This window comes from Salmonella sp. 5800 (assembly GCF_046558195.1).
Lineage (GTDB): Bacteria > Pseudomonadota > Gammaproteobacteria > Enterobacterales > Enterobacteriaceae > Salmonella > Salmonella enterica.
In genome coordinates this window covers 128,856-142,884 of record NZ_JBGDOX010000009.1, presented here as the reverse complement: position 1 = coordinate 142,884, position 14,029 = coordinate 128,856, and the positions used below count along the sequence as shown (strand labels likewise).

Below are 14,029 nucleotides of genomic sequence, written 5' to 3'. Positions count from 1 at the left end.
GGAGTTATTTTCCGGTGAAAACCAAAACAGCGGTGATGATACTCCTTATACCCGACGTAAAGTATTTACCGATAAAAAATAGGATTTTATTAAGAGAAAATAATGCCCGTTTGCAGGACAGTGGAAAAGAGCTGAATAAAAGCAATGTCTGTAGATCGTTTTACATCAGCCTGAACGGTAGGCCGGATAAGCGTGAGCGCCATCCGGCATGGCAGATATTAAGCGGGTTCAACCGGTAAATCGGTACGCGCGCCCCATTCGCTCCATGCGCCGTCGTAAAGCGTGACGTCAGGCACATCCAGCGTGGCGAGCGCCAGCACCACGACCGCGGCCGTCACGCCGGAACCGCAACTGGCGATAATTGGTCTGTCGAAACTCACGCCGTGGCTGAAAAAAACCTCATTCAGTTCGTCAGTGGTCTTTAATTCGCCCTCATACACCAGTTCCGTCCACGGGACGTTTAGCGCGCCAGGAATGTGTCCGCGCCTCAGTCCCGGACGCGGTTCATCAGCCTGAGCGTTGAAACGTGCCGCCGGACGCGCGTCAACGATTTGCGCGGTTTTTTCATGGCTTGCCAGCAATACGTCGGTGAGACGCACCACGGCTTGCGGCGCGAATTTCGCCTCAAACTCGCCTCCTTCATGCGCCTCCTCGCCTTCGCGCAATAGCCATTCGTCACGCTGCCAGCCCGCCAGTCCGCCCGCCAGAATGGACACTTTCTCGGCACCGAACGTGCGTAGCATCCACCATGCCCGCGGAGCGGAGAACAGATTGCCTTCATCGTATATGACCAGGTGTTTATCCTGGCGAACACCCAGTTCACGCATGGCCACCGCAAACGCTTCCGGGCGCGGCATCATATGCGGCAGCGGCGATGCGCGATCGGAAAGCGCTTCAATATCAAAAAACAGCGCGCCGGGAATATGTCCGGCGCGATATTCGCCCGCCATATCACGATGTTCCTGTCCTGGCGGCGCCATACGGGCGTCAAGAATCTGTATTTCCGGATCATCAATATGTTCGGCAAGCCAGTCGGCGGCGACAAAAAAGGCGGTGGTCATGGGCATCTCCATTGTTACCTGATTATGGTCAAATTGTCGGACGTTTCCCGAAAAGGGACAAGTAGAAGAGGCTGGTTTGGCTGGCGAAACCACATTTCTGCGTAAAATTTTCGCATCATCACAGTAATACGGACTTACACAATAAAATTTCTCGCGCATAATATCTCATCAACCGTTGCTGACAGGCCGTTAAGGCCAGGGATGAAAGATGAAACATTTACGCGTGGTGGCCTGCATGATCATGCTGGCGCTGGCGGGGTGCGATAACAACGATAAAACCGCCCCGACGACTAAAAGCGAAGCGCCAGCCGTAGCGCAGCCATCGCCTGCGAAAGATCCGGCACAGCTACAAAAGCTGGCGCAGCAAAGCCAGGGCAAAGCACTCACGCTATTAGACGCCTCCGAAGCGCAGCTTGACGGCGCGGCGACGCTGGTGCTGACGTTTTCAATTCCTTTAGATCCTGAACAGGATTTCTCCCGTGTGGTTCACGTGGTTGATAAGAAAAGCGGCAGCGTTGACGGCGCATGGGAGCTGGCGCCAAATTTAAAAGAGCTAAGGTTACGTCATCTGGAACCTGAGCGCGTGCTGGTGGTCACGGTTGATCCCGCCGTTAAGGCGCTGAATAACGCCACCTTCGGCAAGTCTTATGAAAAAACGATTACCACGCGTGATGTCCAGCCCAGCGTCGGCTTTGCCAGCCGGGGATCGCTGCTACCGGGGAAAATCGCGGAAGGACTGCCGGTCATGGCGCTTAACGTCAACCACGTTGATGTGAACTTTTTCCGCGTTAAGCCCGGATCGCTGGCGTCATTTGTCAGCCAGTGGGAGTACCGTAGTTCTCTCTCTAACTGGGAGTCCGACAATCTGCTGAAAATGGCGGATTTGGTTTATACTGGTCGTTTTGATCTTAATCCGGCGCGCAATACGCGTGAGAAACTGCTGCTGCCATTAAGCGATATTAAGCCGCTGCAACAGGCGGGCGTATATGTGGCGGTAATGAATCAGGCTGGACACTACAACTATAGTAATGCCGCTACGTTGTTTACCCTTAGCGATATCGGCGTGTCCGCGCACCGTTACCATAATCGGCTGGATATCTTTACGCAAAGCCTGGAAAACGGCGCGGCGCAGTCGGGAATTGAGATCGTTCTTCTGAATGATAAAGGGCAGACGCTGGCGCAGGCGACGAGCGACGCGCAGGGACATGTGCAACTGGAGGCTGATAAAGCGGCGGCGCTATTACTGGCGCGTAAAGAGGAGCAGACCACGCTGCTCGATCTCACGCTTCCGGCTCTGGATCTGTCGGAATTTAATGTCGCTGGCGCGCCCGGCTACAGCAAGCAGTTCTTTATGTTCGGCCCGCGCGATCTCTACCGACCGGGCGAAACGGTTATCCTCAACGGATTACTGCGCGATAGCGACGGTAAAACGCTGCCCGATCAACCCGTTAAGCTGGAAGTGGTAAAACCAGACGGACAGGTGATGCGTACCGTCGTCAGCCAGCCGGAAAACGGGCTATACCGTTTGAATTATCCGCTGGATATCAACGCGCCGACCGGCTTGTGGCATGTCCGCGCCAACACCGGCGATAATTTGCTGCGGAGTTGGGATTTCCACGTGGAAGACTTTATGCCGGAGCGGATGGCGCTCAACCTGACGGCGCAAAAAACACCGCTGGCGCCTGCGGATGAGGTGAAATTCTCCGTTGTCGGCTATTACTTGTATGGCGCGCCTGCTAACGGCAATACCCTGCAAGGGCAACTTTTCCTGCGTCCGCTGCGCGACGCTGTCGCGGCGTTGCCTGGCTTCCAGTTCGGCAATATTGCCGAAGAGAATCTTTCGCGCAGCCTGGACGAAGTTCAGCTTACGTTGGATAAAGGCGGACGTGGTGAAGTGAGTGCTGTCAGCCAGTGGCAAGAAGCGCATTCGCCGCTGCAGGTAATTCTACAGGCCAGCCTGCTGGAGTCTGGCGGTCGTCCGGTCACTCGTCGCGTAGAGCAGGCGATTTGGCCTGCCGATACGTTACCGGGAATTCGTCCACAGTTCGCCGCCAAAGCGGTATACGACTACCGTACGGATACCACCGTTAATCAACCGATTGTCGACGAAGACAGCAACGCCGCATTCGATATTGTTTACGCCAACGCGCAGGGCGAGAAAAAAGCGGTGTCCGGTTTACAGGTGCGGCTCATCCGCGAGCGTCGCGACTATTACTGGAACTGGTCGGAAAGCGAAGGCTGGCAGTCGCAGTTTGATCAAAAAGATCTGGTGGAGGGTGAGCAGACGCTGGATCTGAACGCGGATGAAACCGGAAAAGTCAGCTTCCCGGTGGAATGGGGCGCGTACCGTCTGGAGGTCAAAGCGCCGAATGAGACGGTCAGCAGCGTTCGTTTCTGGGCCGGCTATAGCTGGCAGGATAACAGCGACGGTAGCGGCGCGGCGCGTCCGGATCGCGTCACCCTCAAACTGGATAAAGCGAATTATCGTCCAGGCGATACCATGAAATTGCATATCGCTGCGCCGGTCGCCGGTAGAGGTTATGCGATGGTGGAGTCCAGCGATGGTCCGCTGTGGTGGCAGGCAATCGATGTGCCGGCACAAGGTCTGGAGCTCACGATTCCGGTGGATAAAACCTGGAATCGCCACGATCTCTATCTCAGTACGCTGGTGGTGCGTCCCGGCGATAAATCTCGTTCCGCGACGCCAAAACGCGCCGTGGGGTTACTACACCTACCGCTGGGGGATGAAAACCGCCGCCTCGATCTGGCGCTGGAAAGCCCGGCTAAAATGCGCCCGAATCAGCCGCTCACCGTCAGGGTGAAAGCCAGCGTTAAACACGGCGAAATGCCAAAACAGATCAACGTGCTGGTCTCCGCAGTCGATAGCGGCGTATTGAACATCACCGATTACGCGACGCCGGACCCGTGGCAGGCGTTCTTCGGTCAAAAACGCTACGGTGCGGATATCTACGATATTTACGGCCAGGTCATTGAAGGGCAGGGGCGGCTGGCGGCGTTGCGTTTTGGCGGCGATGGCGACGACCTTAAGCGCGGCGGAAAACCGCCGGTAAACCATGTCAATATCATCGCGCAGCAGGCGCAGCCGATCACGCTCAATGAGCAGGGCGAAGGCGTCGTAACGCTGCCGATTGGCGACTTTAACGGCGAACTGCGGGTTATGGCGCAGGCATGGACAGCGGACGATTTTGGTCGCGGCGAAAGCAAAGTTGTTGTCGCCGCGCCAGTGATTGCCGAGCTGAATATGCCGCGTTTTCTGGCGGGAGGGGATGTTTCGCGACTGGTGCTGGACGTCACCAATCTGACCGACCGCCCGCAGACGCTGAATATTGCGCTCGCCGCCAGTGGGTTACTGGAACTGCTTAGCCAGCAGCCGCAACCGGTCAACCTGGCGCCGGGCGTGCGCACCACCTTATTCGTTCCGGTACGCGCGCTGGAAGGTTTGGGCGAAGGCGAAATCCAGGCGACCATTAGCGGTCTGAATCTGCCGGGAGAAACCCTCGGCGCGCAGCATAAGCAGTGGCAAATCGGCGTGCGTCCGGCCTGGCCAGCCCAAACGGTAAATAGCGGCATTGCGCTGGCGCCGGGAGAGAGCTGGCATGTACCAGGGCAGCATCTGGCAAACGTCTCGCCAGCCACGTTACAGGGACAACTGCTGTTAAGCGGAAAACCGCCGCTCAATCTGGCGCGCTACATTCGCGAGCTGAAAGCATATCCGTACGGGTGCCTGGAACAAACCGCCAGCGGGTTATTCCCGGCGCTGTATACTAATGCCGCTCAATTGCAGTCGCTCGGTATTACCGGCGATAGCGATGAAAAACGGCGCGCCGCGGTGGATATCGGCATCTCCCGCATACTACAGATGCAGCGTGATAACGGCGGTTTTGCGCTATGGGATGAAAATGGGGCGGAAGAGCCCTGGCTAACGGCCTACGCGATGGATTTCCTCATTCGCGCGGGCGAGCAGGGATATAGCGTCCCGCCGGAGGCCATTAACCGGGGCAATGAGCGACTGCTGCGCTATCTGCAGGATCCCGGCACGATGCTGATGCTGATTCGTTATAGCGATAATACCCAGGCCAGTACTTTTGCCGCTCAGGCTTACGCCGCGCTGGTACTGGCGCGTCAGCAGAAAGCGCCGCTCGGCGCGCTGCGCGAAATCTGGGAGCGCCGTAGTCAGGCGGCTTCAGGACTGCCGCTGATGCAATTGGGCATCGCGTTAAACACGATGGGTGATGCCAGACGCGGCGAAGAGGCCATTACGCTGGCTCTGAATACGCCGCGTCAGGACGAACGGCAATGGATAGCGGATTACGGCAGTTCTCTGCGCGATAACGCTCTGATGTTGTCGCTACTGGAAGAGAACAATCTCAGACCGGACGCGCAAAACGCGCTATTAAGCTCGCTTTCTGAGCAGGCCTTCGGTCAGCGCTGGCTCTCTACCCAGGAGAACAATGCCTTGTTCCTCGCCGCGCATTCGCGACAGGCCAGTGCGGGCGCCTGGCAGGCGCAGACCTCGTTAGAGGCGCAGCCGCTGTCGGGCGACAAGGCGCTGACCCGTAATCTGGATGCTGACCAGCTAGCCGCCCTTGAGGTGACGAACACCGGTAGCCAGCCGCTATGGCTGCGTCTGGATAGCAGCGGCTATCCCTCATCTGCGCCTGAGCCTGCCAGCAACGTTTTGCAGATTGAACGACAAATACTGGGGACCGATGGTCAGCGCAAATCGCTGTCCTCGTTGCGTAGCGGCGAACTGGTGCTGGTCTGGTTAACGGTAGTGGCCGATCGCAATGTGCCGGATGCGCTGGTGGTGGACCTGCTCCCGGCCGGGCTGGAGCTGGAAAACCAGAATCTGGCTGACAGCAGCGCCAGCCTGCCGGAGAGCGGTAGCGAAGTGCAAAATCTGCTTAATCAGATGCAGCAGGCGGATATTCAGTATATGGAATTCCGCGACGATCGGTTTGTGGCTGCCGTCGTTGTCAATGAGGGCCAGCCCGTGACGCTGGTCTACCTGGCGCGCGCGGTAACGCCGGGGACGTACCAGCTTGCGCAACCGCAGGTGGAATCGATGTATGCGCCTCAGTGGCGGGCAACCGGCGCGAGCGAGGGGCTGCTGATTGTGACGCCTTAAATGAACGGTTGGCGTGGTAAACGTGGCCGCCGGCTGTGGCTGGCGGGCGCGCCGCTTTTTATTTTCCTGGCGTTATGGGCAGCGGATAAACTCTGGCCGCTGCCGCTCAATGAGGTCCATCCTGCGCGGGTCGTGGTAGCCCATGACGGTACGCCGCTGTGGCGCTTTGCCGACGCCGGGGGGATCTGGCGTTATCCGGTGACGATTGAAGAGGTCTCTCCCCGCTACCTGGAGGCCTTAATCAATTACGAAGATCGCTGGTTCTGGCGGCACCCTGGCGTTAACCCTTTCTCCGTCGCGCGCGCGGCGTGGCAGGATCTTACCGCCGGGCGCGTTATTTCCGGCGGCAGTACGCTGACTATGCAGGTGGCGAGACTGCTGGACCCGCATTCGCGCACGTTCGGCGGCAAAATCCGCCAGCTTTGGCGCGCCCTCCAGCTTGAATGGCATTTGTCCAAGCGCGATATCCTGACGCTGTACCTGAACCGCGCGCCGTTCGGCGGCACGCTACAGGGTATTGGCGCTGCAAGCTGGGCCTACTTCGGCAAGCCGCCCGCGCGCCTGAGCTACGCTGACGCGTCGCTGCTGGCCGTATTGCCGCAGGCGCCGAGCCGGTTACGCCCCGACCGCTGGCCTGCGAGAGCCGAAGCGGCACGAAATAAAGTGCTGGATCGGATGGCGGCGCAGGGCGTCTGGCCTGCCGAAACGGTACGCGAGTCGCGTGAAGAGCCGGTCTGGCTGGCGCCGCGTCAAATGCCGCAACTGGCGCCGCTTTTTGCCCGAATGATGTTGAGTAAAAGCCAGAACGACAAAATTGTGACCACGCTGGACGCCGGATTGCAGCGGCAACTGGAAGATCTGGCGCGGGCATGGAAAGGGCGGCTGCCTGCACGCAGTTCGTTGGCGATGATCGTCGTCGATCATAGCGATATGAGCGTGCGCGGTTGGGTAGGATCGGTAGACCTTAATGACGACAGCCGTTTTGGTCATGTCGACATGGTAACGGCGATCCGATCGCCGGGATCGGTACTCAAACCCTTTGTGTACGGTCTGGCGCTGGATGACGGCTTGATCCATCCCGCATCATTATTACAGGACGTTCCGCGCCGCACCGGAGATTACCGCCCGGGAAACTTCGACAGCGGATTTCACGGCCCGGTCAGCATGAGCGACGCGCTGGTACGCTCACTGAATCTGCCTGCCGTTCAGGTACTTGAAGCCTATGGGCCGAAACGATTTGCGGCAAAACTGCGTAACGTCGGCCTGCCGCTATATTTGCCTGCTGGCGCGGCGCCCAATCTTTCGCTGATTCTGGGCGGCGCGGGCGCGCGGCTTGACGAGATGGCGGCGGCATACAGCGCGTTCGCTCGTCATGGGAAAGCGGCGAAATTACGGTTACAGCCGGACGATCCGTTGTCGGAAAGACCATTAATGTCGCCGGGAGCGGCGTGGATCATTCGACGGATTATGGCGGATGAAGCGCAACCCTTGCCGGATAACGTGCTGCCGCGCATTGTGCCGTTGGCGTGGAAAACCGGCACCAGCTACGGCTATCGCGATGCGTGGGCTATTGGCGTTAACGCGCGCTATATCATCGGCATCTGGACAGGCAGACCCGACGGCACGCCTGTGGTGGGGCAATTTGGTTTTGCCAGCGCGGTGCCATTGCTTAACCAGGTCAATAATTTGTTACTGGCGCATACGGGACGCCTACCGGAAGATCCGCGTCCGCAGACGGTAAGCCGCGGCGTCATTTGCTGGCCGGGCGGACAGACTCTGCCTGCCGGAGACAGCAACTGTCGCCGCCGACTGGCGACATGGCTGCTCGATGACAGCCAGCCGCCCACGCTGCTGTTACCTGAGCAGGAAGACATCAACGGTATTCGTTTCCCGATCTGGCTGGATGATACGGGGCGGCGTGTCGCTGCCGACTGTCCGCAGGCGCGTGCGCATACGTTTATCGTCTGGCCGCGGCCGCTGGAGCCGTGGCTGCCGCCTGCGGAAAGACGTAGCGCCCGCTTGCCCGCGGCGTCCGCTTACTGTCCGCCGCTACAGGGCAATGATGCCGCGCCGTTAATGCTGTCAGGAGTGAGGGATGGCGCGGTGATCAGGCAATTGCCAGGCCAGGAAAACGTCACGCTGCCCGTCTCGACTACCGGCGGTAAAGGGCGTCGCTGGTGGTTTTTAAATGGCGAACCTGTTAATGGCGAAAATAATCGCCTTTCTTTATTACTCAATATCGCTGGACGTTATCAACTTGTCGTAATGGATGAGTCCGGTCAGGTTGCAGCGGTTAATTTTGAATTAATACGTTAACAACTCTTCAGAATAAATTATGAATTTTATTTAATTTAATTTAAAGTTAATGAGAATTATTAATTTTCCGGAATTACCCTTAATGAGGGAGCTTGATAAATATCAAGAGAACCAGCGCATAAAAACGCGAGAATGGGTTTTTATTTGACGAGTCGGATCATGAAAAATATAAAAAGCCAGGGAAATGGCGAACAGCCCGCTATTTCTCGCCGCCACTTTATCCAGGCCAGCTCCGCGCTTATTGCGTTACCGTTTGTCTCCTCGCCAGCTACCGCTCAGGCGCGTGCTGTGACGGCAACTGAAAACAGGCCTGCGGAAAAAGTCGTTCAGACATGCAGCACTTTTGACTGCGGGGGCAAATGCGATATTCGGGCGCATGTTAGTGACGGTATCGTGACACGAATTTCAACGCGACCGGATAATGCGCTGGATGCGCAAATGCCGGTGATGCGTGCCTGTGTTCGTGGACGCGCATACCGTAAATTTGTTTATCATCCTGACAGACTTAAATATCCCATGAAGCGCGTAGGAAAACGCGGTGAAGGAAAGTTCGAGCGAATTTCCTGGGATGAAGCGACAACCTTAATCGCCGATAATTTAAAATCGATTACTGAAAAATATGGCCCGGCTTCGCGCTATGTTCATGTTGGCACCGCCGTTTCCGGCGGCACCTTTTCCGGCGATAAAATGGCGCGTCGCCTGCTGAATCTGACCGGCGGCTATCTCGAAAGCTACCATTCTGTGAGTATGGGCAACACGGCGGCGGCGACGCCTTATACTTACGGCACTGCCGCCAGCGGCAGTTCGCTGGATACGCTTTTGGAGACCAAACTGGTGATTCTGTGGGGCCATAACCCGACGGAGACCATTTTTGGTCATACCAACTATTTCTTGCAGAAGATGAAGCAGAACGGTACGCGGTTTATCGTGGTCGATCCGCGCTATTCCGACACCGTTTCGTCGCTGGCGGATCAGTGGATCCCGCTGCTGCCCACCACCGACAATGCGCTGATGGACGCGATGATGTACGTCATCATCAGCGAGAATCTGCACGATCGCGCATTTATTGCGCGCTACGCTATCGGTTTTGACGAAGACTCAATGCCGGAAGGCGTACCGGCTAACGAATCGCTGGTGGCGTATCTGACCGGCGCCAAAGACGGTGTCGTTAAGTCCCCCGAGTGGGCGGAAAAGATCACCCATGTGCCGGCGCAAACCATTCGCCAGTTAGCGCGTGATTACGCGAATACCAAACCCGCCGCGTTGATTCAGGGGTGGGGACCACAGCGCCACAACTGCGGCGAGCGCACCGCGCGCGGCTCGACCCTACTGGCGACCATTACCGGTAATGTCGGCATCAAAGGCGGTTGGGCTGCGGGTTACGGCGGCTGCGCTAACCGTAAATTTGCCGCGGGTCCGGAGATGCCGGATAACCCGGTAAAAGCCAAAATTTCGGTGATGAACTGGGTGCAGGCCGCAGACGACGCCAGCAAAGTGACGCCGGATATGGGACTGAAAGATGCCGATAAGCTGGACAGTAACATCCGTATTCTGTTCTCGCTGGCCGGGAACTATCTGGCGAATCAGAACCCCGATCTGCACCAGGCGGTACGCGTACTGGAGGATGAATCAAAGATCCAGTTTATTGTCGCCAGCGATCTGTTTATGACGCCGAGCGCGAAATACGCTGATCTACTGCTGCCGGAAACCAGCTTTATGGAACGCTGGAACATCGGTGAAACCTGGGGCACGGCAAGCTACCTGATACTCTCTGAAAAACTGATCGAGCCTGAATTTGAGCGGCGCTCCGACTACGACTGGCTACGTGAGGTGGCGGCGAAATTAGGCATTGAGAATGAATTTAGCCAGGGGCGCGATGAGAAAGCGTGGATTGAACACATCTGGGAACAGACGCGCCTGGCGATGCCGGACGAAAATCTGCCGGATTTCGCCACGCTGCAAAAGACCCGTCAGCATCTGTTCAAGAGCGCGCCATTTATCGCCTTTGAAGACAATATTCGCGATCCGGAAAATCATCCGTTCCCGACGCCGTCAGGGAAAATAGAGATCTTCTCGAAGCGCCTGTACGACATGCAGCATCCGGAAATCCCGGCGTTATCGCACTACGTTCCCGCGCATGAAGGCCCGGAGGATGCGCTGGCGAAAGATTTTCCGCTCCAGTTAATTACGTGGAAAGGAAAAAACCGCGCCAACTCAACGCAATACGCTAACCCGTGGCTGATTGAAGTGCTGCAGCAGACATTGTGGATCAACCCGCAGGACGCGCAAAAGCGCGGCATTACGCATGGCGACATGGTGCGCATTCATAACTCACGCGGGATTTGCGAAATCCCGGCGGAAGTGACGCCGCGCATTATTCCCGGCGTTGTCGCGATGCAGGCCGGCGCCTGGTGGCAGCCGGATGAGAACGGTATTGATAAAGGCGGCTGTGCGAACGTCCTCAGCTCGGCCCGTATTACCGCGCTGGCGAAGGGAAATTCACATCAAACCATGCTGGTGAAGGTGGCTAAAGCATGAGTCAGTTTACACATTACTCGCCGGTGAGCGATAAACAACTGGGGTTTTTCATCGACTCCTCACGCTGCTCCGGTTGTAAAGCCTGCCAGGTGGCCTGCAAAGACAAAAACAATCTGGAAGTAGGCCGTCGTTTCCGCCGCGTCTATGAAGTCAAGGGCGGAAGTTTCATCCCGACCGGGCAGGGCGGGGTCAGCAATAACGTATTTGCTTATACGCTTTCCATTTCCTGCAACCACTGTGCGGACCCTGTCTGCACCAAAAATTGCCCGACTACCGCTATGCATAAACGCCCGGGCGACGGCATCGTGCGCGTTGATACCGACAAATGCGTCGGCTGTGGCTATTGCGCCTGGTCCTGCCCTTACGGCGCGCCGCAGCTTAACGAGCAGACCGGCCAAATGTCCAAGTGCGACATGTGCGTTGATTTACTGGCGAAAGGTGAACCGCCCGTCTGTGTCGCGACCTGTCCGCTGGAGGCCATCAAGTTTGGTCCGATTGATGAACTGCGCGCGAAGTACGGTAGCGTATGCGACGTTAACGGGCTGCCAGATTCATCCATAACCAAACCTAATCTGGTTGTCAAAGCGCATCAGGGCGCAGAAAAAGAGGGTAAACGCCATGCATGAGTTACCGCTGCTGATTTTTACGCTCTGTTTGCAAGGGTCCGTGGGCGTGACAGTGTGGCTGGCGTTGGGCCGCCAGTACGCCGTAGAGGGACGCGTGCCTGCACGCGGCGCGCTTCCCGCGATGGCGGGGGCGTTTGTACTGGCCTGCGTGGGGCTGCTTGCTTCAGCGCTGCACATGGGCTATCCCCTGAATGCACTAAACGCGTTACGTCATGTCGCCAGTTCGTGGCTGAGTCGCGAAATCGTCTTTGCCAGCCTTTATCTGGCGGCGCTGGGGCTAGGGGTTGTGCTGCTGTTTTTCCGAAAGCCAGGCTGGCAGCCGCTGCTGGCGCTGGCGGCAGCGTTCGGGCTGGTGGATGTATTCTGCATGGCGCAGGTTTATATCCATGCCTCGGTGGCGACCTGGCAGCATAGCAACACGCTGGCGCTGTTCTTTGGCACGTCAGGCATTATCGGTTCGGTAGTCATTGCGCTGGCTTATCTGCGCAACGCTGGCGCCGCAATGCGCTGCGCTGTGGTGGTGGTCGCACTGATGGTGCTGATTCGCCTGATCATGCAGCCGCTATGGCTGGCGGATATTAATGCGGTGGATACGATGGTCGTCACTTTCCCGCATCATCCGCTACAGGCGCTGGCGCAGTTGCGCGACATCTATCTTCTCGGCTGGTGTGTCTCAGCGGCGGGAATGCTCTGCTTTGCCGCAGGCGGTCTGCGAAACGCCAGAGGGACGCTGGTGGCGGGCAGCGTATTGCTGCTTATCGGCGAGATTATGCTGCGCTACGTCTTCTTTAGTATTGGCTGATGGTTAACCTGACGATCGATCCGGCGGTAGACGTGACGCAGGCTTGCGTCCGTCGTCGCTTTCGTTTTTCTTCCTGCCGCGCTTGCGCTGATGTTTGTCCGGCGCAGGCGTTTTCGCTGGCGCAGGGGCAGGTCAGCATAGATACGACGCGCTGCATAGCCTGTGGCGACTGTCTGTTTGTCTGTCCTGTTGACGCCATTACCGGTATCAAACCGGTTAAACGCTTTGTGCAGGGGGATACGTTGGTGGGGCCGTTTTCGCTACAGGCGCCAACGGTCGATGAACTGCTTCTCTGGCACAGCCAGTACGGTATTCGCTTTATTGATATTGCGGTGGAGCGATCGGCGCAGTGGCTGATGGCGCTGGCGGGGCTAAATTTAGCGCTGCGCCGCTATGGCGAGCCGGGCTGGTCTTTCAAACACGTTGTCGGCGCGGAGATTAACGCCTCGCGGCGCACTCTGTTTCATGTTCCGCGCGACGCCACTACCCCGTGCGCCGTCGAGCCGGGGAAACGGCGTCTCAGACAGGCGTTTTCCGCGTTCAGCGAATGCGTACCCGAAATCAGTCCGCAAGAGTGCAGGATGTGCGGCGCCTGCTGGCGAAGCTGCCCGGAGAACGCTATCCAGTTTGACGACAATACCCTGACGATAGCGGCGGCGCGTTGTACGGGATGCGGCGGCTGTGCGGCGGTATGTCCGCATCAGGCGCTGCGGCTACGGTTTGACGTGGAACCCGCCTCAACGCGGCATAGTGCGGTGCATACGCTCACCTGCGAAAGCTGCAAACGTACTTTCCATGCTCTTACGTCTGAACACACGCACTGCGTGCTGTGTCAGTCCCATGAGTTTGCTGTGCGCCTTTAACTTTTGTTGCTAATGCTCATTTTATTTTAAAAAAATGTTACCTGCATCCATAGGCAATTGATGGGATGCTCTTTATAATCCGCGCCTGACATAACAACAGAACATATTTCAGAGGTAAACATGGCTATTGAACGGACTTTTTCCATCATTAAACCCAACGCGGTGGCAAAAAACGTTATTGGCAGCATCTTTGCGCGCTTTGAAGCTGCAGGGTTCAAAATTGTTGGCACTAAAATGCTGCACCTGACCGTTGAGCAGGCGCGCGGCTTCTATGCTGAGCACGACGGTAAGCCGTTCTTTGACGGTCTGGTGGAGTTCATGACCTCTGGCCCTATCGTGGTATCCGTGCTGGAAAGCGAAAATGCGGTACAGCGTCACCGCGATCTGCTTGGCGCCACCAATCCGGCGAACGCGTTGGCGGGTACGCTGCGCGCCGACTACGCTGATAGCTTAACTGAAAACGGCACCCACGGTTCGGACTCGCTGGAATCCGCGCAGCGCGAAATCGCCTTTTTCTTCGGTGAAGGCGAAGTGTGCCCGCGCACCCGTTAATCTCCTTCGTCTTTCACGCTGTAAATGCGTTGGCGATAAATTATCGGTTCAAATATTATTTTCGCTAATGCCGCGTGCAGACGTGGCATCCTTACGCCAGAATTTGTACAATGCAGCGCCCC

At 57.2% G+C, this 14,029-nt stretch carries 9 protein-coding genes; 8 read left to right on the top strand and 1 reads right to left on the bottom strand.

All coding sequences use genetic code 11. The annotated features are described in order from the left end of the window. Positions 1–14: 14 nt before the first annotated feature. Positions 15–239: a hypothetical protein gene (locus tag ACLJZ5_RS16915; RefSeq protein WP_165801136.1), complete on the top strand. Its 225-nt coding sequence runs from the start codon at positions 15–17 to the stop codon at positions 237–239. On the opposite strand, the gene sseA is transcribed toward ACLJZ5_RS16915, so the two are convergent. Beyond that, the gene (gene sseA / locus ACLJZ5_RS16910) at positions 219–1,061 is read right to left on the bottom strand and encodes a 3-mercaptopyruvate sulfurtransferase (RefSeq protein ID WP_000205241.1); all 843 of its coding nucleotides are present in this window, start codon (positions 1,059–1,061) and stop codon (positions 219–221) included. The genes ACLJZ5_RS16915 and sseA overlap by 21 nt on opposite strands. A 208-nt stretch (positions 1,062–1,269) precedes the next feature. On the opposite strand from sseA, the gene ACLJZ5_RS16905 reads away from it, so the two are divergent. The 7 genes from ACLJZ5_RS16905 (at position 1,270) to ndk (ending at position 13,907) form a co-directional block, all read left to right on the top strand. Then, entirely contained in the window at positions 1,270–6,210 is a 4,941-nt protein-coding gene (locus ACLJZ5_RS16905) for an alpha-2-macroglobulin family protein (protein WP_024797658.1), read from the top strand. Further along, on the top strand, positions 6,211–8,526 hold the full coding sequence (gene pbpC / locus ACLJZ5_RS16900) for a peptidoglycan glycosyltransferase PbpC (protein ID WP_024797657.1): 2,316 nt from the start codon (positions 6,211–6,213) through the stop codon (positions 8,524–8,526). Positions 8,527–8,685: 159 nt separating this feature from the next. After that, complete coding sequence (locus tag ACLJZ5_RS16895) at positions 8,686–11,064, top strand: DMSO/selenate family reductase complex A subunit (RefSeq protein ID WP_024797656.1); 2,379 nt, start codon at positions 8,686–8,688, stop codon at positions 11,062–11,064. Then, complete coding sequence (locus tag ACLJZ5_RS16890; protein WP_024797655.1) at positions 11,061–11,690, top strand: DMSO/selenate family reductase complex B subunit; 630 nt, start codon at positions 11,061–11,063, stop codon at positions 11,688–11,690. The genes ACLJZ5_RS16895 and ACLJZ5_RS16890 overlap by 4 nt, the downstream gene beginning before the upstream one ends. Continuing rightward, positions 11,683–12,492 (top strand): dimethyl sulfoxide reductase anchor subunit family protein, encoded by an 810-nt coding sequence (locus ACLJZ5_RS16885; RefSeq protein ID WP_024797654.1) that lies wholly within the window; start codon positions 11,683–11,685, stop codon positions 12,490–12,492. The genes ACLJZ5_RS16890 and ACLJZ5_RS16885 overlap by 8 nt, the downstream gene beginning before the upstream one ends. Continuing rightward, positions 12,492–13,355, top strand: a complete 864-nt coding sequence (locus ACLJZ5_RS16880; RefSeq protein WP_024797653.1) for a 4Fe-4S dicluster domain-containing protein — start codon at positions 12,492–12,494, stop codon at positions 13,353–13,355. Before ACLJZ5_RS16885 ends, ACLJZ5_RS16880 begins: the two co-directional genes overlap by 1 nt. 120 nt (positions 13,356–13,475) lie before the next feature. Then, a complete protein-coding gene (gene ndk, locus ACLJZ5_RS16875; protein ID WP_000963846.1) occupies positions 13,476–13,907 on the top strand; it encodes a nucleoside-diphosphate kinase in 432 nt (143 codons plus the stop codon). Positions 13,908–14,029: the final 122 nt, after the last annotated feature.